The following is a 21,974-nucleotide window of genomic DNA, read 5'->3' as shown; positions in this document are numbered from 1 at the left end:
TCAGCGATGCCTACGCAGTCATCCGGCCCCTACGCAAAACGGAACATGCGTTTCCAGTCGTCTTTCATGCTGACCACGATCCAGCCGTTGGAGTTCGCTGCATCGAGCGCCTTGTCGAGTTTACCGAACGAGGACTTCCGATCGTATGCATACTCTCGTTCGGCGTCAGTGTGATGCACGATCAGGCCAAAACGTTTCCGCGATGATTGCGTCGCCCATTGCAGCATCTGGAAGTCGCCGTCTGAATTGCCGAAAGCCGCGATCGGCCGGCGGCCGATATGCGAGTTGATGCCGACCGGCTTGCCGGGTCCGTCGTCGACGAGATCGATCGCAGGCAGGCGGATCAGTGACGGCTTCCCCTTGTCGATCTCGAACTTCGTCTTGATGCTCGATCCCACGACCTGCTCGGGCGGAATGCCATAGACCCGCTCGCTCCATGGTCGCATGAACTCAATGCCGCCGCCCGAGACGATGAAGGTCTTGAAGCCATTGGCCCGCAGATAGGCGAGCAGTTCCAGCATCGGCTGGTAGACGAGGTCCGTATATGGCCGATTGAATTTCGGGTGACGCGCGCTCGCGATCCAATCGCTGGCGATTTTTTCGAACTCTGCCGTGGTCATGCCGGCATGCGTCGCCATGATCAGTTCGACCAGGCCTTTCTCGCCAGCCTTGGCGAGGGAAGCGAGATCGTTGTCGAGCACGGCCTGGAAGGGCTGCTTGCGTCTCCATTCCGGGTGCTTGCCGGACAACGCTTTCACCCGATCCAATGCAAATGCGAGCTGGACATACATCGGCTGCTCGCACCAGAGCGTGCCGTCATTGTCGAATGTCGCGATGCGCTCCGGCACCGGCACGAAATCCGGTGTTCCCTCCCGCGTCACCGCGGCGACGAAGTCAAGGATCGACTTCTTCGACCGGCCTTCATTCCAGGACGGCAGGGGATCTTCCTGCGCAAGCGCATGATCGCCCGAGGCCGCTGTCGCAGCCGATATCAGAAGACCTGCAAGGACCGAACGACGACCGACCGGATTCCCCGTCATGAGTCCCCCTTTCCTGTTCTCACATAAAGCAAGTCAGAACGGCCCCGCGTTCCGGGGCCGCTCTGTGCGCGTGCTCTAGTTGCCTGTGGGCAAGCCGATCTGGAAGCCGTCCTTGGCGAGTTGATCCCTGAAGAACGCGAAGCGCTCATACTGCTGAATGGTGATCGGTCCCGCGTAGGTCTCGCTCTGAATCTTCCGTGGGGGATACTTCACATAGGTCTGCATCAGATCCTTGATCGCCGCATTGATGGTGACCAGAGACCACGTGTGCTCCGTGTAGTTGTTCATGAAGATGTCGTAGCGCTCTTGGGGGTCCTGCCAGAGATCGAAGACCTGCGGAACGGTCGCCACGTAGGACTCCGGTCCCTTCCAGCCGAGGTTGCTGTCGACCGCCAGACCGCCTGTCTTTGCGCCGTTGTCGCCCCGCAGATTGAACACCGCCTTGTAGTTGCCGACACGGGCTGCGCCAGGCGAGAGCTCGGATTCCGTGAAATAGAACCAGTTCTTGCGCTCGGACTTGCCGGTTCCGAACAGGATCGGCGACATGTCCATGCTGTCGAAGATAATAGGCTTACCCTCGCGATCGTTCTCCGGCAGCTTCACGCCGGCAAGCTTCGCGAACGTCGCCATGTAGTCGAGGCCGCCGACGATGTCTGAATTCTTCGAGCCGGCCTTGATGCCCGGACCCCACGCGATCGACGGGACGCGGTTGCCGCCCTCGCGAACCGTGCCCTTGGTGCCGCGGAACGGCGTGTAGCCGGCATCCGGATAGACGTCTTGCCAGGCACCGTTGTCCGTGGTCCAGAACACATAGGTGTTCTTGTCGAGGCCCAGGGACCGCACCTTGTCCATGATACGGCCGATACGCGTGTCGTTCTCGACCACGGAGTCGGCGTACTTGCTCTTGGACATCGACTTGCCCTGGAATTCGGGCGCCGGCATGTTGGGCTGGTGCACCTTCATGAAGTTGATGCTCATGAAGAACGGGCCCGATGACTTGTTGCGGTCCAGATACTCAAGCGAGGCCTTCTCGACGTAGTCGTCGAAGAAGGGAATGCCGACGACGCCCTTGTCCGGCGTGTTGACGTACTGGCCGTTGATCTTGAAATCTTCCTTCGCCGGCTGCCCGGCATTTCCGGAAAGTGCGCCTTTGGTGACCTTCTCGAACATCGCCCTCAGTTCGGGGTCCATGTCGGGAAACCAGGTCGGATCGGCGTAGGTGTAGGCATTGAGATGATAAAGGCCGGCATACTTCATCTCGTCGTAGCCTTGCGCGCTCGGCAACGCATAGTCGGCCTCGCCGAGGTGCCATTTGCCCGTGAAGAACGTTTTGTAACCGCCGGTCTTCAAAACAGAAGCAAGCGTCCATTCCGCCGCCGGCATGCCGCCGCCCTGGCCCTGGAACGCGACCGTCGTCATGCCGCTGCGATTTGGAATCCGGCCGGTTTGCACCGCGGCACGTCCAGGCGTGCAGCTCGGCTGCGCGTAGAAGGACATGAATTGCATTCCTTCATTCGCGAGACGATCGATGCTCGGGGTGGGCATGCCGCGATTTTCGCCGCCGCCGTAGGGCCCGGAATCGCCGTAGCCAAAATCATCCGACAGGATCAGGATGATGTTCGGCTTTGCTCCGCCAGCGGAGCTCGAGGGTTGCGTGGTCCCTTGCGCCTGGGCTGTCTGGATGGGTGCCATCGCCGAGAAGGCGGCGATGGTGGCGAGCGAACTCGAGGCCGCGAGCAGGTTGCGGCGGCTGAAGGTCTCTGTCGTTGTCTTCTCAGTCATCACTTTCTCCCTGAACGTGTGATGCAGCGAAATCCGAGATGGCTGGTCGACGTGTCGATCGGCTCGGCATGGCGCGCCGCCGGTCGATAGCGCCGGCAATAGTTCGGCGCGCAGAGGTGCGAACCGCCTTTGATCACCTTGCGTGGTATCCTGCTGAGCGGCAGCGACGGATCGTGGCTGTCATGCTCGGAGCCGCCTCGCGGATTCTGGGGAATGCAGCAGGCCTTCTTTGCATCGGCGCGGTGTTTCGGAGCCCACCAGTCGCTGGTCCACTCCCAGACGTTGCCGATCATGTCGAACACGCCATAGCCGTTCGGCGAATAGGTCATCGCGGGCGAAGTGCGCGCATGGCCGTCCTCGCACCGGTTCTCGAACGGAAAGTGACCTTGCCAAGTATTGGCTTGATGCACGCCGCCCGGCACGAATTCATCGCCCCAGGCATATTCAGCACCATCGAGGCCGCCGCGCGCAGCAAACTCCCACTCTGCTTCCGTCGGCAGATCCTTGCCGGCCCATCGCGCATAGGCGAGTGCGTCAGCATGGGTGACATGCACCACGGGATGGTCGTCCAGCGACTTGATGTTGCTTTTCGGACCATAGGGATGCCGCCAGTTCGCACCTTTGAGCAGCGTCCACCATTGGCTGTAGTCGCGCAGATCGACCGGGTAATCCGGCGGCGTGAAGACGAGCGAGCCGGCGAAGATCAAATGCGGCAGCGCGTCAGGATAGTTCGCTGGATCCGGAGCGACCTCGGCGAAGGTGACGTGGCCCGTGGCACGCACGAACTGCTTGAATTGCCGGTTCGTCACCGGCGTGCGGTCCATCCAGAACCCGTCGACGCTCACCATGTGGGACGGCGCTTCTTCCGGATAATGCCGATCCGATCCCATGCGAAACGTGCCGCCGGGAATGAAGATGCTGTCTGACGCGCCGGTTTCGTCCACGTTCGCGACCGGTCTCTCGGCAATATTCAAGAAGGTTGCCTCCAGTTACTCGTTGCGGCCGATTGCGTGCCTGGTCGGTTCGGCGGCCTCCCTGCGCAGGTCCTGTGTCTGACCGATCGCAGCACGCAGCATGCCCGCGGCAAGCACGCCTGATATCGAAAGGTTGACGAAAATCGCGTTGTTCACTCAATGCTCCAGTTCACGCACTGCTCCAGTTATGCGAACGCCCCCTCGATCACGGCCGGTTCAGATGAACCAGGGCCTCGGCTTCCAGTTCGGCAACCAGCCGTTCGTAATCCGCGGCCTTCCGACTTCCTTCGCGGTCTCCTTGCTCTGCCGCTTGTTGCCAACGACGAAGCGCTTTCACAGCTTCGTCATAATCTGCGCAAATCGCTCTAAACTGCGCGTCGCGATTGAAGCAGCGCCGAATGTCAAGTTCGCGCAGCGGAAAGCGGGTCACAATCGCGCGGAACTCCTCCATGACGAACTCGCTTGTGGCCAATGCGACCTTTGCTGCTGGTTCATCGGGACTTCAAGGTACGAACATGTTCGTACGCGGCGTGACGCGGCGCGGTGCCGTCTCGGGCGCGATGGCTTCAAGGCTGATGCGACCAGCTGTCGCTGCAGTCGGGAACTCGTTGTTCTGATGATCGAAAGCTGTCGCATCGGCGGTAGCTGCTTGCTTCGCTTACGAGTTGCAACATGTACTGGGAAGGCCTACCGTCGACCGACGATTGGGGTTGCCGGTTGATGCCTGATGTACCCTTCGCTCACGATGCCGTCAGCGGCTCATCCGAGGTGCCGCGTCGTGATGATTGCGCGGTGCCGCCGGCGCATGTAGCGAAAGAGCTGGACCGCATCCTCTCGAGTCCGCATTTCCAGGCGAGCGAACGGCGGCAAGCTTTCCTTCGTTTCATTGTCGACGAGACGCTTGCAGGCCGCGCTGAAAGCCTGAAAGGCTACACAATTGCCTTGGCCGTGTTTCGGCGCGACCATTCCTTCGATCCCCAGGCTGACCCTGTCGTCCGTCTTGAAGCTCGACGATTGCGCCGCGACCTCGACAGCTACTACGTGGATTCGGGCCGGGATGATCCGGTACGCATCACAATTCCAAAAGGCTCCTATGTGCCCCATTTTGAGTGGCACAAAATGCATATCGCCGACGCTTCACCTCGCGAACATGCTCTCGACCTCCACGATCGTTCGACAACTGCTGCTGCTACACGTTCGAATTGGACGGCCAGGCCTGGCATCAGGCGCTATGCGCCCATCGTTGCCGCGCTGGCAGCCGGCGTGGCGGCTTGGATATGGCTTGCAGCAAGACCACCTCCGTCCCCAATGACGCCACGCGAACCCGCGGTCCTCGTGATGCCATTCACGCCGCTAACTCCCGGGGAGAACACCCGGCTCTTCGCCATCGGCATGGGACAGGAACTGACCAGCAACCTGTTTCGATTCGGAGGATTCCGGCTCTACACGTCGCCCCCGAACGGGTCTTCCGCAAAAGGCGACGAAGCGTCCCAACCTGGTCGTCCTCTCGGTGCTTCCTACGTCGTCCGCGGAAGCGTTCAAACAAGCGCCGAAGAAGTGCAAGTCACAACGACTGTCTTCAACGCCGAGAACGACGAGATCGTATGGATGCGGACATATGCTCGACCGTTCGATCCTCAGTCGCTCATGAATGTCCAGCGCGAGCTCGCAAGCGAAATCGCAACGGTCGTCGGCCAATCCTACGGCGTGGTCAGAAACGACATTCGCGCGGACCCACCGAGGAATATGGAAAGCTATCTCTGCGTCCTGCGCGCTCAGGCCTACCGCAGCACTTTCCGGCGCGTCGACTTCGATCCAGCCATGCAGTGCCTTCAGCAAACCGTTCAGCGGGATCCGCAATACAGCGATGCATGGGCCATGCTTGGATGGCTGCATCTCGACGCCGGACGATTGGGCTATTCAAGCGACGGCAATCCGCAAACGGAGTATGGCAAGGCCCTTGAGGCCACGTCGCGCGCCATCGCCCTGCAGCCGAACAATCCCCTGGCGCTGAAGGCCCTGGCTTCGGCCTACCATTTCACGGGACGTTATGCCGATAGCGATCGCATCAGCCATCTGACGATCGATCTCAACCCCAACGATCCCGACATACTTGCCCAGTTCGGCTGGCGTCTTGCCATCCGCGGGAACTTCTCGGAAGGAGTTCCGATGCTCAAACGCGCGATCGAGCGCACGATGCATCCCCCGGGCTGGTATTTTCATTTTGTTGCAGTCGATCTTTATTTGAAGGGTGAATACAAGCAGATGCTCGATGTCGCCGAGACGGCATCGTTGCGCGATTCCGGATTCAGCCAACTATTGATTGCGATAGCGAATACAGAGTTGGGGCGCCGCGATGCAACGCAAACGGCCTTGAAAGGGATGTCGCGGTACAAAGCGCTGGCCGATGATCCGGCCGGCTTCTTGCGCCGCAATGGAGCGGCGGATCAGGTTGTCGACGCCCTCATGACCGGATTGCGCAAAGCCCAGGCTCTCGTCGCAAGCTGACCTTCCCTGCCGCTTCGGCGCCGCTCAGCCGGCATCTTCAGCTTTCGACGGTCATCCCGCCGTCGCCGCTCTTCACTGCGCATGGAATAGACCGCCCGAAGGCGGCCTTCCATGGGTTAGCGGAAACCAAAGCGATGCTTACGGGCGAATACCGTTCTTGCGCGCGCAATCCCGATAGGCGGAATAGCCCGCCGAGTTTCGGGCGCCAGTCGCCCCACTTGTCATGTTCGCGCCGGCGGCGGCGGCGGCTTCATTCGCCTGCCTGAAGCATTCAGCACGAATTGCATCGACATTCTTGCCACTATTCTTCGTAGCCGCATTTGCCGGAACCGCGACGAGCAAAATCAGCGTGCCAAGCACTCCTGTCTTCCACATGGTCGTCTCCTCCCTGTAGTGGACCAGCTGCCGTGCCGGCCTGCCAATCCCGCGGCGCCGGCACGTGAGCATCAGCATTGTTTCATGCAGGGAGGTCTTCAAGGTACGAACACGTTCGTACCTGCCTTGCGCAGCCGAGCTCCGGAGGATCGAGCTCAACAATTGCCGCGAACCGCGCTTGCCTCCGAAGCCGCGACGCGCTTTTTAAGCATGCAGTTTGTGCCAGCATGACACGCAGTTGAACCTACGGAACGAAGCTCGTTCAGCGGGATTGATCGCGACACCCTTGCAAGGAGTCCGGATATGCGACCAACCAAGGCTTTGCTAGTTCTCAGCTTCATCGCATCTGCAGCAATGATACTCCCCTATGACGCACAAGCCCGGCGCGGAGGAGCCGGCGCTCGATCGGCGCACTTCCACGGCGGAGGAATGCGGCCTGGTTGGCATGGCGGCGGCACGCGATGGCATGCCGGTGGCTGGCACGGCGGCGGCGCGCGTTGGGCCGGCGGCCGCTATTACCGCGGTGGCGGTTACTATGGAGGCGGTTGGGGCGCCGGAGCTGCCGCAGCCGGCCTGGCGACTGGCGCCGCCATCGGCGCCGCCACGGCCTACAACTCCTGCTATCAGACGCGAAACGTGTGGAACGGTTACGCGTATGTTCAGCAAAGCGTGAGGGTCTGTTAGGCATCGCCTCGTCCGATGCCGGACTGACTGCATTTCCACCGCGTTCGAGATCACGGAGCGTCCGGCCAATCTGGCCGGGTATGCGCGAACTGCGGCAACGAAGCCCGTCGCCGCGTCGATCGGCAGGTGAGTTTGCGTCTGAACTCCGCGCGAGTGCGTTTCGCCGACCCCGTCTGGGCCGGCGTCACGCCCTCGCGTTCCCCTTTTACCAGTTAACGCGCAGTCCGGCTTTCCCGCTGTAGGAGAAGCCGCCACCGTCGAACCGGCTCTGATAGGACGCGTTGGCATAAAGCGACGTGGTCGACGTGACCTGTCCGCTGATGCCGGCATTGATCTCGCCCCACAGGCCGCCGAGGCTCGCCTGGAATGGAACGAAGCCGGTGTCCGACGAGAACAACGTTTTCGGATTACCGAGGAATTCGTTCCACAGGCTCGGACGGATCCAGGCCGTCAGCGTGCGCGGACTGTCATCGATCGCCCATGTTCGGCCAAAGCGGGCACCGATCCGGGTCGCGAGCGAATCCACGTCCGCAAAGCGGATTTGCGCCGCGATGTCGCTGGCGTCGTTGATGTTGATGTTCTGATACACAAGTTGCGCCTGCGGCTCGATGAAGAAGCCGCCGGCGAACTTGAAGGGATATCCGCCCTCCACCGACGCAGCCCCACCCTGAGCGCCGGTCTTGAGCGCCGGAATGCCGCGATTTGCGCTGCTCGTGATGTCGTAGAACGTGCCTTGCAGAATCGAGTCGATGTACCAGCCGGTCGGCCCGAAATGCGTCCAGTAGCCACCGAGCGTGTATGCGGCGAAGGTGTTGTCACCCTGGCTGCCATCGAAATGGGTGACCCGCCCGCGCGCGCCGCCGATCGCGAAATACGCCCCCGCCTGGTCACGCGAACCGTCGAGACTGTCGTGTCGATAGACATCCATGCCCGCCTGCAGCGCCAGGAAATCATAGCTGAAGTGCGGTCCGGCTTCGCCGCCCAACACGCCGAAGCTGTCGCCCTGGTGCACGCCGTTGACGCCAAGCACGCGACCCCATCCGACCCTGGCGTTCTCGGGATTGGCGCGGAAGCGTTCGTCCTCCTCCTCGCCCACGCGTTCATGCAGCGTGTCGAGCAGGCTGCGTCCGTACAACAGCGTCATCGATGGAATTGCCGCGTAGAGCGAAGTCTCCTCGCGGTAGTCGGGAATATCGCCGCCGCCACCGTCGGCTCCGCCTCCGCCGCCATCACCACCACCACCACCTCCTCCACCGCCTCCACCGCCTCCACCGCCGCCGCCTCCACCGCCGCCGCCGCCGCCGCCGCACCTCGGCACGTTGGGAAGATTGGAGCAGTTAATAAGACCGCCACCGCCGCAGGCACGCAGATTGGGATGAGCGACACAGTCGATGGTGTCGCGCAAATACCAGGCTTGCGGGTTGCTGGAGTCGACACTCGAACGGAACAGCGAATATTGGTAAGGGCCAGCCAAGACCGGGTGAGACAGGCTGAAGGCACCAGCCGTCGTCGTCGCGCCATTGATCGCATCGACCACGAGAATGCCATTGCCGGTGGTGAGCGCGCCGGCGCCCGTGGTGTTGCTGATCTTCAGGAACGTGTTGCCGCTTGCCGTGCCGCCATTGATGACGAGCCTGTCCGACGGCGAACCGTCCGTGCCGAGGTACGTATTCAGCCCAATAGTGCTGCTGTGGCCCACGTAGTTCACCGTCGTCAGCGTCTTGTAGCTCGACAGCAGCGTCGGATCGCCAACGGGCGGTGCGAACTGGATCTCGCTCAAGGTGTTGGTCAGATTCGTGACGTTCGAGTTGCCGGTCATCGTCCAGAACGAGCCGTTTCTGAGCGTGACGTCGGACCTGCTGCTGCCGTCGGTGAGCGCAGCGCCCCGCACCGTCGAGCCGTCCGAGAGCAGACTCAGCGTCGAGCCGCCGCTGACGTTCAGCCACTGGCCGTTGTTTGCGACCGCCTGCACGCCGCTCAAGGTCACGCTGCTTGTGCCGCCAGTCGCGGCGACCGACGCGCCGTTCGGACTGGTCAGGATCGATACGAAAGCGGTCGCAGTGCCGCCGCTGACAGCGAGGGCGTTTGAATTGGCGCCGTTCGCGGTCAGATCCGCGGTCGTATTCAGCGAACCGCCACCCGTCACGGATGCGGCAGGAGCGTTCGCGCCGGAGGTGATTACGGTGCCGCCAATCACGCTGATCGATGAATTTGTCCCAGTCGCCAGCAAACCGGCCGCCGACGCACCCGAGGTTTTGACCGTTGCGTTTTGGAGCGAGACGCTTCCGGCGTTGTCCGCCTGAACACCGACGGCATTGTCACCGCTGGTGTTGATCGTGTTTGCACCGCCGCTGATGGAACTGCCGACTCCGGTCGCCTGGAGCCCGATGGCGGAGCTGCCGCCGGTGCTGACACTGCTCGTATTCAGCACGATCGAGCCCGAAGACACGGCCTGAGTGCCCGCCCCGCCACTGCTGGTTGGAACGGACACGGCGACATTAGTCGCCGTAATCGTGCTGCCGCTGCCGCTCGCCTGGAGGCCGATCTCGCCGCCGCCGCTGCCTGTCGCGGAGACACTGCCGCCGCTCAATGTGATCGCGCCGCTGTCGAGTGCCTTGGCGCCGACGTCTCCGCCACCGCCGGCAACCGTGACCGCCGTGTCGGTTGCCTTGATCGTGCTTCCCGCCGATTGCGCCAGCAGGCCGGTCTCTCCGCCGCCATTGCCCTCGACAGTCACGGTATTCTGGAGAAGCGTGACCGCCCCGCCCGTGTCCGCCCGCGCGCCGACATCGTTCCCGCCGCCGCCGGGCATCGAAATGGTCGTGCCCGTCGATGTGATCTGGCTGCCGGCGCCGGTCGCCCACAGACCGGTATTGCCACCGCCACCCACTGCATAGGTGATTGAGCTGTTCAGCAGGTCGATCGCAGCGGCATTGGTCGCCTTCGCAGCGACGTTGTTGCCGGCACCATTGAGATTCGCGGTGAGACCTGTTGCGTTGATGAGGCTGCCTGTTCCATCGGCGCTCAGTGCGGTTCCTCCGCCGCCGAAAGCCGGGTTGATGGTCGAGCCCGACTGAAAGACGATGGTGCCGCCGCTTTGCGCCGACGCGGCGGTGCTCCAATTGCCGTTGATGCTGGATCCGTTGCTGAAGATGATGCTGCCAAACTGATCGGCCAATCCGCCGACGCTGCCGCCATTGACGGGATTGATGGTGACGTTGCCCGTGGTGATCTGGGTGGTGCCGTTGCTCGCGTGAACAGCGGGTGTTCCGGTAAGCGTCGTACCGGAAGCAATGGTGCAAGTTCCCATTGTGAGGGTCACGGTGGAATCGGGCGCCACCGTGCAGGACTGAGCCGAGGCCGTCTCAACCAGCGCGCCCGATGCGATCAAGGCAAGCGCGGCGAGCCGGAACTGCGTCCGACAGACCGCGACACATGGTCTCGGCTTATTCCTGAAGAACGGGACCAATGATTGCAGGGCGGCGCGCGTCGACGCCTGTTCCATGCGATTGCGCGCGCAAGATCCAAGGAGAGTCGAGCCGGTAAAGCACTTCATTTGCGCCGCCTTCCAAACCTGTCGTTCTCAACAACGTCAAATTGAAAAGAACGAGTTGCTTGGTCGCGGTGCAAAAAGCAGGAGCGGCTACAATTCAAGATCGCAAATCATCATCCGACTATCAGGACGAAGATCAACTCGAATGTGGCGATCCGAAACGCGCGTTGCCATTTGCAGTTGATGCTTTCGCATCACACAACTTATGCAGTTTGTGCCAAACATCGCGCGCACGTCCGATGCAACTTAGCGCGGTCATCGTGCAGTTCCGCGATGATGCAACCTTTCATCAATTTGCATTCTCGCTTCTCGCGCGAGAGTCGCCTGAAGAATGGAATTGCCGTCACGTCATTCAGGAACTGATCGCGATATTCTTGCTCGTCTCGACGCCCTGCCGCATTCAGCGGCCTCTGCTGCAGCCGGCATTCCAAATCGATCAGCAAGTCACGTCGATTTGATGCCGCGCACGAGATGCACAGGAACCACTTCCGGAGGTTGCATTTGGTTACGTGCGAGAAAACGGGAACTTGCGGACCTGGCATTCGGTCATGCCAAGCTTCACAAGGCTCGCAAGCAAACCAAACCCAGGGAGCAAGCCATGATGAGTCTAAGAGTTCTTGGCGCGGCCGTGATAGTAGCGTCCGCAGTTTCGAGCCCCGCATCGGCGCAAGCGGTCTTCTCCAACCCGGCCGCCTGTTCATCTCAATTCGCCAGCGCCAACTGCCTCAACCGAGGAGCCGGGAGCCCGTACGACAGCAGGAGGGGCTATTATCAGCGGCGAACCGCCTATCGCGAACCCGTGGGGCCGGTGGGGGCCGCCGCCGGCGTGGCCGGCGCTGCCGTCGGAACAGCCGCGGCAATCGCGACGGCTCCCTTCGGCGGCTGGCGCAACTCCTACGCCGCGTACGGCACCTACGATCGGCCCGCCGCATATGGCGACTACTACGCCTGGAACGGCGACTGGAGCGCCTATGCCTCGCACAATGGCATCGTCTGCAGGCCCGGCACCTTCTTCAAAGGGTCCGACGGACTCCAGCACCCCTGCCAATAGAGCTCGTCCGCTCTCAGGCTAATCTACGCAGGCGGCCTGCAAGGGCCGCCTGCTCCAGTCCTGCCGGTCGCGTCGACAGCGCCTGCGCGGCTGAAGGATCGTGTGCGCGCGAACTGCCTAGTCTGATCGACGACAACATGTGGCGCAGGTTCGCGGCATCGTGAAATCCACAATCGCGGGAGTTATTGGCGGGGAGCTGGCTCCGCCGGGGGACATGCGCGGTTCGTTGGCGATGGGTCCGTTTATCCAGCAAAACAGGCGTCTGGCTACTGACGAGTGATGACCCGCACCCCAGTGGACGGGCCACCTACAGCAAAGTTCGACCCGTTATTCAGGCCGGCCGGCGGATTAACCCTCGCTCCACTGTGGTTGCTGTTGCCGGATGACCGGGTTGGTGCTCCCCGAAGCACGAGGTTGCCGGACGGGGATACTCTATAACCATAACTACTGGCCACACCTTGGGCGAAAGCATCGGTAGTTACCGCAAAAGCGCCCAGCATCAGCGCCGCACCCGCAACAGCAACGACTTTCGTAAACATCGTGGTCTGGTCCTCGTGCGGCGCGTCATCACCGCAGCCCGCGTCGTAGCGTCGCATCATTCCGAACATTCTTGCCAAACCCCTGCGCAAGATTTTGACTTGTTCCAATAAAAAAAGGGGCTGATCCGCAAGGGATCGCTATTCCAAGGGGAGGAGGCAGTCATGACCAAATCAAACAAGGGCAGCACTCCGAACCGCCGCGGCTTTCTCAAGGTCGCTGCTGCGGGGGCCGCCGCGACGGTAGCCGCGCCGAGCGTCGTCAGCGCCCAGGGGCCGATCAGCATGCGCTGGCAAAGCACCTGGCCGTCAAAGGACATTTTCCACGAATACGCCCTCGACTACGCCAAGAAGGTCAACGACATGACCGGCGGCGAGCTCAAGATCGAAGTGCTGCCGGCAGGCGCTGTCGTGCCCGCCTTCGGCCTGCTCGATGCCGTCTCCAAGGGCGTGCTCGACGGCGGCCACGGCGTGCTGGTCTATCACTACGGCAAGCAGACCGCGCTGGCGCTGTGGGGCTCGGGACCAGGCTTTGCGATGGACGCCAACATGCTGCTGGCCTGGCACCGCTATGGCGGCGGCAAGGAGTTGCTCGCAAAACTTTATGAATCGATCGGCGCCAATGTCGTCTCGTTCCCGTACGGTCCGATGCCGACCCAGCCGTTCGGCTGGTTCAAGAAGCCGATCACCAAGCCCGAGGATATCAAGGGTCTGAAATTCCGCACCGTCGGCATCTCGATCGATGTGTATTCGGGGATGGGCGCTGCTGTGAACGCGCTGCCCGGTGGCGAAATCGTAGCGGCCATGGACCGCGGCCTCCTGGACGCGGCGGAGTTCAACAATGCCACCTCCGACCGCGTACTCGGCTTCCCCGATGTCTCCAAGGTCTGCATGCTGCAGAGCTATCATCAGAACGCCGAGCAGTTCGAGATCACGTTCAACAAGGACAAGTACAACGCGCTGCCGGACAAGATGAAGGCGATCATCGCCAACGCGGTGGACGCAGCCTCGGCAGATATGTCCTGGAAGGCGATCGACCGCTATTCTAAGGACTATGTGGAGCTGCAGACCAAGGACAACGTCAAGTTCTACAAGACCCCCGATGCCATCCTGAAGCAGCAGCTCGAGATCTATGACGGCGTGGTGCAGAAGAAGGCGGCAGAGAACCCGCTGTTCAAGGAGATCGTGCAGTCGCAGATCGCGTTCGCCAAGCGTGCGACACAATGGGAGCAGGACACGGTGGTGAACCGCCGCATGGCCTACGACCACTATTTCGGGCCCAACGCCGCCGCCAAGAAACTCTGATGCCGAAATAAACCCGGCAAGGGCGCCGTCCGGACCACCCTCCGGACGGAGCCTTGTGCTATGTTGGGATCGTTTTTATGCCGAACCGTATCACATGAGCGTCCAGAGCTTACTGTACAAGATCGACGGCATCTCGACCTGGGTCGGCAAGGCGACCGCCTGGCTGATGATCGTCCTGATGAGCGTCGTCTGCATCGAAGTGTTCAAGCGCTACGCCGCGAACATGCCGACGGCATGGATCTTCGACGCCGAGAACATGCTGTACGGGTCTCTGTTCATGCTGTGCGGCGCCTATACGCTGGCGCAGAATGCCCATGTCCGCGGCGACTTCCTGTACTCCTCGATGCGGCCGCGCACGCAGGCCACGCTCGATCTCGTTCTCTACTTCGTGTTCTTCATTCCGGGCATCGCCGCGCTGATCTATGCAGGCTATTTCTACGCCGCGGATTCCTGGCACATCAACGAGCATTCCAACGTCACGGCGGACGGCCCGCCGGTCTACCACTTCAAGACCGTCATCCCGATCGCGGGCGCGCTGATCATGCTGCAGGGGATCGGCGAGATCATCCGCTGCATCGTGTGCCTGAAGACCGGCGAATGGCCGAGCCGGCTTGCCGACGTCGCCGAGACCGACGTCATCGGGGAGCAGCTCGCGCACTCTGAATTCGTGGACGAGGAATCGCGCAAGCTCGCCATCGAGGGCGCGGCGCGCATCGATGAAATGGCGCGGCAACGCGGCATGGGCGGGGACCTGAACACATGAGCGATCCCGCGCTCGGCCTGTTGATGCTGACGCTCATCGTCGTCGTCATCATGATGGGCTTTGCCACGGCGTTTACGCTGATGGGCCTTGGCATGTTCTTCGGCTTCATCGCCTTCTACGACCCGTCGCAGAACTGGACGCACAACAAGGTTTTCGAGCTGATGGTCCAGCGCACCTACGGCGCGATGACCAACGACGTGCTGATCTCCATCCCGTTGTTCGTGCTGATGGGCTATGTGATGGAGCGCGGCGCCCTCGTCGACAAGATGTTCTATTCGATCCAGCTCGCCTTCCGCCGCCTGCCCGCCTCGCTCGCGGTCGCGACCCTGATCGTGTGCACGTTCTGGGGCATCGCCTCCGGGCTCGTCGGCGCGGTGGTGGTGCTGATGGGCGTGATCGCCTTCAACCCGATGCTGCGCGCCGGTTATGACGTGAAGCTCGCCTCCGGCGTCATCACCGCGGGCGGCACGCTCGGCATCCTGATCCCGCCTTCGGTGATGATCATCGTCTATGCCGCGGTCGCCGGCCAGTCCGTGGTCAAGCTCTATGCGGCGGCGATGCTTCCCGGCTTCTTCCTGGCGTTCCTCTACCTTGTCTATGTCGTGGGCTGGGCGATGATCAACCCGAAGATCGCCCCGCCGCTGGCGGAGGAGCAGACCCGCGTCAACGTGCCCGAATGGATCAGGAATTTCGCGGCGCTGTATTCGCCGAACCTGTTCGTCGGCCTGTTCCAGGCGCTGCTCTCGCCCGCAAAGGCGAAGACGCTCCAGATCGACGGCAAGCCGATGGGCTATGGCGCGATCGTGCAGAACTTCCTCATTTCGCTGGTGCCGTTCCTGATGACCGCAGCCGCGCTCGGCACGGTCTGGTGGTACGTCGTGATCCACCAGCAGGCCGGCGCCGCGAGCGGAGCCGTCGAAGGCCTGCAGCAGCTCGGCAGCCCGGTCGAGCCGAAGGAGCTGTCGCCCGCTGAAAAGGGACCGGACACCCAGTTCTACGTCTGGTTCGCGATCTCAGTCGCCGTGCTGGCGGCGTGGACGGCGCGCTCTTACTTGCGCATGGACGGCGAACGCTTCGAAGTGTTGAAGCTCTTGACGTCGTCGGTGATGCCGCTCGGCATCCTCACCGTCGTGGTGCTGGGGGTGATCCTGTTCGGCATCACGACCGCGACCGAGTCCGCCGGCGTCGGCGCCGCCGGCGCCTTCATCCTCGCTTTCCACGCCCGCACGCTCGACTGGAAGCGCACCAAGGAAGCGGTGTTCCTGACCGCAAAGACGACCGCGATGGTCTGCTGGCTGTTCGTCGGCTCGGCGCTGTTCTCGGCGGTGTTCGCCATTCTCGGCGGTCAGGCGCTGCTGGAAAGCTGGGTGCTGTCGCTCAACATGACGCCCGTGCAGTTCATGATCTTGTCGCAGGCGATCATCTTCTTGCTGGGCTGGCCGCTCGAATGGACCGAGATCATCATCATCTTCGTGCCGATCTTCCTGCCGATGCTGAAGCACTTCAACATCGATCCGATCCTTTGGGGCACGCTGGTGTTCGTGAACTTGCAGGCCGCGTTCCTGTCGCCGCCGGTCGCGATGTCGGCGTTCTATCTCAAGGGCGTCGCCCCGAAGCACGTTACGCTGAACCAGATATTCGCCGGCATGATGCCCTACATGCTGATCGTGATCCTGTGCATGGTGATCATGTATCTCTGGCCCGGCATGACGCTGTGGCTGCCGAACTATTTGTACGCGAGTTGAAGCGCAGCGGGGAGCACCGGGCGCTGGTCAAACGGAAATGGTGCCCAGGGGCGGGATCGAACCACCGACACTGCGATTTTCAGTCGCATGCTCTACCAACTGAGCTACCTGGGCATACCCGCGGGGCCGAAAAGGCCGGAGCGAGCGGGCGGTTTATAGAGAGGTCGGAGCGTCGTGTCCACCCGGCTTCGCGAAACGCTTCGCCGGGCTCGGCCCGCCCGGCACTCTTTCCCCAACTTGTTGGGAAATCTGGGCTATTCCGGGTCCTCCGCGTCGTCCTCGCGGCCGGGCACGACATAGCGGCCGGTCAGCCAGCGGTTGAGGTCGACGTCGCGGCAGCGCGCCGAGCAGAACGGGCGGAAGGCCTGCTCGACCGGCTTGCCGCAGATCGGGCAGGCGCGCGGGGTGGCCGGGGGCGTTCGGGCTTGGTCAGTCATGGCTGGGACGGAGTCTATATCAACTGGCAATCGAGGAGGCGGTCGCATGTTCCACGTTCGCCGCAGGTCACTTCCCTCCGTCCGCGGAGACAGACCCCTCACCCGAATCGCATCTGCGATGCGATGTGGCCGCTCCCACAAGGGGAGAGGTGCAGAGCCGATGCGGCGCAGGAAGAATGTCTGATCAGCGCTACACCGCGACGGAGTTAAGCCAGCCGTGGCGGATCGGAAAGCCCTCGCCGCCGAGCAAGGTCACGGTCTCGTAGAGCGGCAGGCCGACCACATTGGTGTAGGAGCCGACCATCTTGACCACGAACGATCCGGCAATGCCCTGCACCGCGTAGCCGCCGGCTTTGCCGCGCCATTCGCCGGAGCCGATATAGGCCTGGATGTCGTCCTCGCTGAGCCGCTTGAAGCGCACGCGCGTTTCGACCAGACGCTGACGGAATGCCTCGCGCGGCGTCACCACGCAGATCGCGGTGTAGACGCGGTGATTGCGGCCCGACAGCAGCCGCAGGCACTGCGCGGCCTCGTCGACCAGATTGGCCTTGGGCAGGATGCGGCGGCCGACCGCCACCACGGTGTCGGCGGCAATGATGAAGGAGCCGCGCAGGTCGTCGTCAAGATGCACCGACTTCAGCGCCGCGTCGGCCTTGGCGCGCGCCAGGCGGTTGGCGCAGGCGCGCGGCAACTCGCCCCGCCGCGGGGTCTCGTCGACATCGGCCGGGCGCAGCGCATCGGGCTCGATGCCGGCCTGGTTGAGCAGGGCCAGCCGCCGCGGCGAACCGGAAGCAAGAACGAATTTGGGACGGCCTAGCATGCGGGCTTTTGGGCTGAATCGGGGGGACGGACGCGGGCGGAACCTATCGGATGGGGCATGGATGCACAACCTTGGAACCGGCCGCGAATCGCGCCCCCGCCTGGAGACAAGGCCCCATAAGCACAGCTGTTTGTCAGTCTGGCGACAAGCGGCGGTTCTGCGAATCGGAACACGCCGGTCCCCTTGCCTCGCCGAGCCTCACAGGTTTGCCGCGCCGGCCTTGGCAAAGCGGCGGCGGATGCGCAGCAACAGGCCGTCGCAGACTTCGCGGTAGGCGGCGAGTTTCTGCTCGCGATTGCCGCTGGTGCCGGTCGGATCCTGCGTCGGCCAGTATTCGACATCGGCGGCGAGCGTGCGGGTGAGATCCAGCGCCCTGTGGTGCGCCTCCGGCGACAGCGTGATGATGAGATCGAAGTTCAGCCCCTCCCAGTCCTCGAGTTCCTCGAAGGTTTGCGGCTTGTGGCTGGAAATGTCCTGGCCGAGTTCGGCCATCACCGAGACGGCGAACGGGTCGAGCTCACCCTTCTTGACGCCGGCCGAGCGAACATAGAGGCCTTGCGGAAACATCTGCTGCAGCAGGCTTTCGGCCATCGGCGACCGCACGCTGTTCAGGCCGCATGCGAACAGCACGGCCTGGGGATGGCGCGCGCGCGGCGCTTGCATGCGATCAGGCTTTTTTCGATCGGGGTACGCCCCCGTCAATCATCGCGTCACCGATCACGCGCCCCGTCTTCCGGCGCATGACCTCCGCGCAAACACACGCGTTTGTCGCGACCGAAAACCGGTATCCACTTTGCGCTAACGCGGCCCTCCGGGTCGGGATCATGCGCCTTCACCCTTCCAGTGCAGCACGGTGATCAGCGTGAACAGCCGCCGCGCGGTCTCGAAATCGACGCGCACCTTGCCCTTGAGCCGTTCCTGCAGCGTGCGCGAGCCCTCGTCATGGATGCCGCGGCGGCCCATGTCGATCGCCTCGATCTTGTCCGGCGTCGCGGTCCGGATCGCCTGATAGTAGCTGTCGCAGATCATGAAGTAGTCCTTCACGACGCGGCGGAACGGGGTCAGCGACAACAGATGTGCGACCACCGGCGCGCCGTCCTCCTTGCGGATATCGAACATCAGCCGGTTGCCGGTGATCGCGATATGCAGGGTGTAAGGCCCCGGCCCGGCGGCGCCCTCGGGCGCGAACAGGTTCTGCTCGATCAGATCGTAGATCGCGATCGCCCGCTCATGCTCGATATCGGGCCCGGAACGGCCGATCGATTCCTCGTCGAGCGTCACCGCGACGATGCGATTGTTGGAATCCTCGTCGTCTGGTGGCTTGTTCATGAGAGGTTGAGGCGCAATCCGACGGAACGTGAATGGGCATCGAGACCCTCGGCCTGGCCGAGCGTCATCGCGGCGGGCCCGAGCGCACGGAGCTGATCCGGCCCGCACCGCAGGATCGAGGTTCGCTTCATGAAGTCAAGCACCCCGAGGCCGGAAGAGAACCGCGCCGATCGTGCGGTCGGCAGCACGTGGTTGGAGCCGCCGACATAATCGCCGATCGCCTCCGGCGTATGGGCCCCGAGGAAGATCGCCCCGGCGTTGCGGACCTTGTTCGACAGGCCCTCGGCGTCCGCGGTCATGATCTCGAGATGCTCGGCCGCGATCGCATTGGCGAGCTCGACCGCGTCGTCGAGTTTTGCCACCTTGATCACAGCACCGAAGTCGTTCCACGAGGTGCGGGCGATCTCGGCGCGCGGCAGCGTCGCAAGCTGCGCCTCGACCGCGCGCTCGACGTCGGCGGCGAGCCGTGCACTGTCGGTGATCAGGATCGACTGCGCGCTGACGTCATGCTCAGCCTGCGCCAGGAGATCGGCCGCGATCCAGTCGGCATTGCCGGTGTCGTCGGCGATGACCAGCACCTCGGAGGGCCCGGCGATCATGTCGATGCCGACCTTGCCGAACACCAGCCGTTTGGCCGCGGCGACATAGGCGTTGCCGGGGCCGACGATCTTGGCGACCGGCGCGATCGTCGCGGTGCCGTAGGCCAGCGCCGCCACCGCCTGGGCGCCGCCGACGCGGTAGATTTCGGACACGCCGCCGAGATGGGCGGCGGCGAGCACCAGCGGGTTGAGCTTGCCGTCCGGCGCCGGCACCACCATCACCACCCGCGGCACGCCGGCGACCTTTGCCGGCACCGCGTTCATCAGCACCGAGGACGGATAGGCCGCGGTGCCGCCGGGCACATAGAGCCCGACCGCATCGACCGCGCTCCAGCGCCAGCCGAGTTCGACGCCGGCGGCATCGGTGAAGCGCTCGTCCTTCGGCAACTGGCGGCGGTGGAAGGTCTCGATCCGGTCGCGCGCGAATCTCAGGGCCTCGACGGTCTTGGGGTCACAGGCCGCAACCGCGGCGTCGATCTCGGCTGCGGTAATGCGCAGGCCGGCCGCCTCGATATCGAGCCGGTCGAACTTTTTGGTCGCCTCGAGCAGCGCCGCATCGCCGCGGGCCGCCACGTCGTCGACGATGGCGCGGGTGGCGCGCTCGACGTCGGCCGACACCTCGCGCTTGGCCGCCAGGAAATCGCGGAATCGCTGCTCGAAATCGGCGCTCTGTCGGTCCAGGCGAACGGGCATGACGGCTTTCTTAGGAGGAATTCGGGTCCCTGCTCAATGGCGCGACGGATAATGGCCGTCAACCCTGTGCGTCGTCATCCCGGCGAAGGCCGGGGCGACGGTGACTACCCCGGCGCCACGCCGAGATCGTCGGTGCCAAGATCGGTCAGTTCGCACTCCAGGCACTCGACATCCAGCCGCAGCGCCCCGCCATGGCCGAACATCAGGAGCGCGCTGCCGCCCGGCGGGTCGGAGGCATAGAACTCGATCCCGAGCAGTTCCAGGGTGGCTTCCGGGGCCTCCAGGTCGATATTGCGCGACTTGCATGCCAGCACCCGGTCGAACCTGAGCGCGGCGATCAGCCGCCGCGAGCAGGTGCCCCCCGACAGGGTCTGCTCCCAGTCCAGCCGGTTCAGGCCGACCACGAGCCGCTTCTCGTCCTGGCGCCAGACGATGTCGGAGGGCTGGACGCGGGCGTCCTGCACATGGGCCGAGATGACCGCGAGGTCATCGGCATCGAGGGCGATCAGCTTCAGCGGCGCGGGTGGGGACATGACGGTGGTTATAACGCCTTGCGGCCCAAGAGGTACCAAGAGGTACCACGTGGCCTCAAGGAAACCCTGCTCAAGGGAACCGGGGAGCGCACGGCCAAAATATAGAAAACAACCCCATGCAAAGGAGATGACGGCGGCGGCGTTCGACAAGGCAACTTGACACGTCGGGCAAATCAGGGGTAATTTTCTAATATTCAGAAATCGCGAGCCCCCTCGCTCACAATGGCCCCCGCCAGGCGGGAACCCTACCGTCGGTGGCTGCCTCACTTTGGAGGCGGTGAAGCTGCGCGGCGTTGTGACAAGCGGTACGACGCGCAGCGCCGGCCGCCTCAGCCCTTGATGAACGCCAGCAGGTCGGCGTTGATGGTCTCGGCCTCCGTGGTCGGCATGCCGTGCGGAAAACCCTTGTAGGTCTTCAGCGTGCCGTTCTTCAGAAGCTTGGCCGAGAGCGGGGCTGAGTCGGCGTAGGGCACGATCTGGTCGTCGTCGCCATGCATCACCAGCACCGGCACGTTGATCTTCTTCAGATCCTCGGTGAAGTCGGTCTGCGAGAACGCGACGATGCCGTCGTAATGCGCCTTGGCGCCGCCCATCATGCCCTGCCGCCACCAGTTCTGGATCACGGCTTCCGACGGTTTTGCGCCGGGCCGGTTGTAGCCGTAGAACGGCCCGGCCGGCAGGTCGCGGTAGAATTGCGAGCGGTTGGCGGCGAGCCGGGCCTGCAAGCCGTCGAACACCGATTTCGGCAGGCCGCCGGGATTGTTCGCCGTCTGCACCATCAACGGCGGCACCGCGCTCAGGATCGCCGCCTTCGCCACCCGGCTCTCGCCGTGGCGGGCGATATAGTGCACCACCTCGCCGCCCCCGGTGGAATGACCGACATGCACGGCGTTCTTCAGATCGAGATGCGCGGTGACGGAAGCGAGGTCGTCGGCGTAGTGATCCATGTCATGGCCGTCGGCGACCTGGGCGGAGCGGCCGTGGCCGCGGCGGTCGTGGGCGACGACGCGAAAGCCGTGCCCCACGAAGAACAGCATCTGCGCGTCCCAGTCGTCCGACGACAGCGGCCAGCCATGGCTGAACACGATCGGCTGCCCCGAGCCCCAATCCTTGTAGAATATCTCGACGCCGTCTTTGGTGGTGATGGTGGGCATTTGAATTGCTCCTCTTGTATTCGTCATTCCGGGGCACGCGCAGCGTGAACCCGGAATCCAGATATTGGATTGCGAGATTCCGGGTTCGACGCT

The 21,974-nt window shown here is 63.1% G+C and carries 20 protein-coding genes and 1 tRNA gene; 6 read left to right on the top strand and 15 right to left on the bottom strand.

The features are described from left to right. Positions 1 to 29: 29 nt before the first annotated feature. The 5 genes from ACVWY5_RS42770 to ACVWY5_RS42750 all read right to left on the bottom strand — a co-directional run bounded on the left by ACVWY5_RS42770 (position 30) and on the right by ACVWY5_RS42750 (position 4,247). Positions 30 to 1,040: an HAD family hydrolase gene (locus tag ACVWY5_RS42770; RefSeq protein ID WP_028333699.1), complete on the bottom strand. Its 1,011-nt coding sequence runs from the start codon at positions 1,038 to 1,040 to the stop codon at positions 30 to 32. Between the two features lie 75 nt (positions 1,041 to 1,115). After that, the gene (locus ACVWY5_RS42765) at positions 1,116 to 2,822 is read right to left on the bottom strand and encodes an arylsulfatase (protein ID WP_028333700.1); all 1,707 of its coding nucleotides are present in this window, start codon (positions 2,820 to 2,822) and stop codon (positions 1,116 to 1,118) included. Then, a complete protein-coding gene (locus ACVWY5_RS42760) occupies positions 2,822 to 3,796 on the bottom strand; it encodes a formylglycine-generating enzyme family protein (protein ID WP_028333701.1) in 975 nt (324 codons plus the stop codon). The genes ACVWY5_RS42765 and ACVWY5_RS42760 overlap by 1 nt, the downstream gene beginning before the upstream one ends. A gap of 15 nt (positions 3,797 to 3,811) precedes the next feature. Then, positions 3,812 to 3,952: a hypothetical protein gene (locus tag ACVWY5_RS42755; RefSeq protein ID WP_321176734.1), complete on the bottom strand. Its 141-nt coding sequence runs from the start codon at positions 3,950 to 3,952 to the stop codon at positions 3,812 to 3,814. A gap of 49 nt (positions 3,953 to 4,001) precedes the next feature. Further along, positions 4,002 to 4,247, bottom strand: coding sequence for a hypothetical protein (locus tag ACVWY5_RS42750; protein WP_244978553.1), 246 nt, complete (start codon positions 4,245 to 4,247; stop codon positions 4,002 to 4,004). 221 nt (positions 4,248 to 4,468) lie between these two features. Between ACVWY5_RS42750 and ACVWY5_RS42745 the strand changes: the two genes are divergently transcribed. Continuing rightward, complete coding sequence (locus ACVWY5_RS42745) at positions 4,469 to 6,304, top strand: hypothetical protein (protein WP_321176733.1); 1,836 nt, start codon at positions 4,469 to 4,471, stop codon at positions 6,302 to 6,304. A 138-nt stretch (positions 6,305 to 6,442) separates the two neighbouring features. Here the strand turns inward: ACVWY5_RS42745 and ACVWY5_RS42740 are convergent, their stop codons facing one another. Both ACVWY5_RS42740 and ACVWY5_RS42735 read right to left on the bottom strand, forming a co-directional pair. After that, positions 6,443 to 6,679, bottom strand: coding sequence for a hypothetical protein (locus tag ACVWY5_RS42740; protein ID WP_157344177.1), 237 nt, complete (start codon positions 6,677 to 6,679; stop codon positions 6,443 to 6,445). Positions 6,680 to 7,568: 889 nt separating this feature from the next. Continuing rightward, a complete protein-coding gene (locus tag ACVWY5_RS42735) occupies positions 7,569 to 10,919 on the bottom strand; it encodes an autotransporter outer membrane beta-barrel domain-containing protein (RefSeq protein WP_321176732.1) in 3,351 nt (1,116 codons plus the stop codon). 59 nt (positions 10,920 to 10,978) lie between these two features. Here ACVWY5_RS42735 and ACVWY5_RS42730 point away from each other — a divergent pair, with 59 nt between their 5' ends. The 5 genes from ACVWY5_RS42730 to ACVWY5_RS42710 all read left to right on the top strand — a co-directional run bounded on the left by ACVWY5_RS42730 (position 10,979) and on the right by ACVWY5_RS42710 (position 16,316). Next, positions 10,979 to 11,374 carry a hypothetical protein gene (locus ACVWY5_RS42730; protein ID WP_321176731.1) on the top strand — a complete coding sequence of 132 codons (396 nt, stop codon included), beginning with the start codon at positions 10,979 to 10,981 and terminating at the stop codon, positions 11,372 to 11,374. Positions 11,375 to 11,514: 140 nt separating this feature from the next. After that, complete coding sequence (locus ACVWY5_RS42725) at positions 11,515 to 11,967, top strand: hypothetical protein (protein ID WP_028333708.1); 453 nt, start codon at positions 11,515 to 11,517, stop codon at positions 11,965 to 11,967. Positions 11,968 to 12,668: 701 nt separating this feature from the next. Continuing rightward, on the top strand, positions 12,669 to 13,808 hold the full coding sequence (locus ACVWY5_RS42720) for a TRAP transporter substrate-binding protein (protein WP_028333709.1): 1,140 nt from the start codon (positions 12,669 to 12,671) through the stop codon (positions 13,806 to 13,808). Positions 13,809 to 13,902: 94 nt separating this feature from the next. Then, positions 13,903 to 14,571, top strand: a complete 669-nt coding sequence (locus tag ACVWY5_RS42715) for a TRAP transporter small permease subunit (RefSeq protein WP_028333710.1) — start codon at positions 13,903 to 13,905, stop codon at positions 14,569 to 14,571. Then, entirely contained in the window at positions 14,568 to 16,316 is a 1,749-nt protein-coding gene (locus tag ACVWY5_RS42710) for a TRAP transporter large permease (RefSeq protein WP_028333711.1), read from the top strand. Before ACVWY5_RS42715 ends, ACVWY5_RS42710 begins: the two co-directional genes overlap by 4 nt. A gap of 38 nt (positions 16,317 to 16,354) precedes the next feature. On the opposite strand, the gene ACVWY5_RS42705 is transcribed toward ACVWY5_RS42710, so the two are convergent. The 8 genes from ACVWY5_RS42705 to ACVWY5_RS42670 all read right to left on the bottom strand — a co-directional run bounded on the left by ACVWY5_RS42705 (position 16,355) and on the right by ACVWY5_RS42670 (position 21,881). Beyond that, positions 16,355 to 16,430: transfer RNA gene (locus ACVWY5_RS42705), tRNA-Phe, on the bottom strand. A 140-nt stretch (positions 16,431 to 16,570) separates the two neighbouring features. Beyond that, entirely contained in the window at positions 16,571 to 16,753 is a 183-nt protein-coding gene (yacG, locus tag ACVWY5_RS42700) for a DNA gyrase inhibitor YacG (RefSeq protein WP_028333712.1), read from the bottom strand. A 190-nt stretch (positions 16,754 to 16,943) separates the two neighbouring features. Beyond that, on the bottom strand, positions 16,944 to 17,573 hold the full coding sequence (locus ACVWY5_RS42695; protein ID WP_018269043.1) for a Maf-like protein: 630 nt from the start codon (positions 17,571 to 17,573) through the stop codon (positions 16,944 to 16,946). 198 nt (positions 17,574 to 17,771) lie between these two features. After that, positions 17,772 to 18,236 (bottom strand): arsenate-mycothiol transferase ArsC, encoded by a 465-nt coding sequence (locus ACVWY5_RS42690; protein WP_028333713.1) that lies wholly within the window; start codon positions 18,234 to 18,236, stop codon positions 17,772 to 17,774. Between the two features lie 159 nt (positions 18,237 to 18,395). Further along, positions 18,396 to 18,902 (bottom strand): UPF0262 family protein, encoded by a 507-nt coding sequence (locus tag ACVWY5_RS42685; protein ID WP_016841326.1) that lies wholly within the window; start codon positions 18,900 to 18,902, stop codon positions 18,396 to 18,398. After that, positions 18,899 to 20,194 (bottom strand): histidinol dehydrogenase, encoded by a 1,296-nt coding sequence (gene hisD / locus ACVWY5_RS42680; protein ID WP_028333714.1) that lies wholly within the window; start codon positions 20,192 to 20,194, stop codon positions 18,899 to 18,901. The genes ACVWY5_RS42685 and hisD overlap by 4 nt, the downstream gene beginning before the upstream one ends. A 104-nt stretch (positions 20,195 to 20,298) precedes the next feature. Further along, the gene (locus tag ACVWY5_RS42675; protein WP_028333715.1) at positions 20,299 to 20,727 is read right to left on the bottom strand and encodes a DUF2948 family protein; all 429 of its coding nucleotides are present in this window, start codon (positions 20,725 to 20,727) and stop codon (positions 20,299 to 20,301) included. Positions 20,728 to 21,056: 329 nt separating this feature from the next. Continuing rightward, a complete protein-coding gene (locus ACVWY5_RS42670; RefSeq protein WP_028333716.1) occupies positions 21,057 to 21,881 on the bottom strand; it encodes an alpha/beta fold hydrolase in 825 nt (274 codons plus the stop codon). Positions 21,882 to 21,974: the final 93 nt, after the last annotated feature.

The sequence above is a fragment of the Bradyrhizobium sp. USDA 3256 genome, from assembly GCF_054058275.1.
The sequence above is the reverse complement of the archived record's forward strand: the minus strand, read 5'-3'. Positions and strand labels throughout refer to the sequence as shown.

What these genes read in the sequence shown, in the direction of transcription:
- ACVWY5_RS42685 (WP_016841326.1), bottom strand. Translation starts at nt 18,902, where the DNA reads ATGAACAAGCCACCAGACGACGAGGATTCCAACAATCGCATCGTCGCG.
- ACVWY5_RS42765 (WP_028333700.1), bottom strand. Translation starts at nt 2,822, where the DNA reads ATGACTGAGAAGACAACGACAGAGACCTTCAGCCGCCGCAACCTGCTC.
- ACVWY5_RS42720 (WP_028333709.1), top strand. Translation starts at nt 12,669, where the DNA reads ATGACCAAATCAAACAAGGGCAGCACTCCGAACCGCCGCGGCTTTCTC.
- ACVWY5_RS42715 (WP_028333710.1), top strand. Translation starts at nt 13,903, where the DNA reads ATGAGCGTCCAGAGCTTACTGTACAAGATCGACGGCATCTCGACCTGG.
- yacG (WP_028333712.1), bottom strand. Translation starts at nt 16,753, where the DNA reads ATGACTGACCAAGCCCGAACGCCCCCGGCCACCCCGCGCGCCTGCCCG.
- ACVWY5_RS42745 (WP_321176733.1), top strand. Translation starts at nt 4,469, where the DNA reads ATGTACTGGGAAGGCCTACCGTCGACCGACGATTGGGGTTGCCGGTTG.
- ACVWY5_RS42740 (WP_157344177.1), bottom strand. Translation starts at nt 6,679, where the DNA reads ATGTGGAAGACAGGAGTGCTTGGCACGCTGATTTTGCTCGTCGCGGTT.
- ACVWY5_RS42695 (WP_018269043.1), bottom strand. Translation starts at nt 17,573, where the DNA reads ATGCTAGGCCGTCCCAAATTCGTTCTTGCTTCCGGTTCGCCGCGGCGG.
- ACVWY5_RS42770 (WP_028333699.1), bottom strand. Translation starts at nt 1,040, where the DNA reads ATGACGGGGAATCCGGTCGGTCGTCGTTCGGTCCTTGCAGGTCTTCTG.
- ACVWY5_RS42675 (WP_028333715.1), bottom strand. Translation starts at nt 20,727, where the DNA reads ATGTCCCCACCCGCGCCGCTGAAGCTGATCGCCCTCGATGCCGATGAC.
- ACVWY5_RS42670 (WP_028333716.1), bottom strand. Translation starts at nt 21,881, where the DNA reads ATGCCCACCATCACCACCAAAGACGGCGTCGAGATATTCTACAAGGAT.
- ACVWY5_RS42750 (WP_244978553.1), bottom strand. Translation starts at nt 4,247, where the DNA reads ATGGAGGAGTTCCGCGCGATTGTGACCCGCTTTCCGCTGCGCGAACTT.
- ACVWY5_RS42725 (WP_028333708.1), top strand. Translation starts at nt 11,515, where the DNA reads ATGATGAGTCTAAGAGTTCTTGGCGCGGCCGTGATAGTAGCGTCCGCA.
- ACVWY5_RS42735 (WP_321176732.1), bottom strand. Translation starts at nt 10,919, where the DNA reads ATGAAGTGCTTTACCGGCTCGACTCTCCTTGGATCTTGCGCGCGCAAT.
- hisD (WP_028333714.1), bottom strand. Translation starts at nt 20,194, where the DNA reads ATGCCCGTTCGCCTGGACCGACAGAGCGCCGATTTCGAGCAGCGATTC.
- ACVWY5_RS42690 (WP_028333713.1), bottom strand. Translation starts at nt 18,236, where the DNA reads ATGCAAGCGCCGCGCGCGCGCCATCCCCAGGCCGTGCTGTTCGCATGC.
- ACVWY5_RS42710 (WP_028333711.1), top strand. Translation starts at nt 14,568, where the DNA reads ATGAGCGATCCCGCGCTCGGCCTGTTGATGCTGACGCTCATCGTCGTC.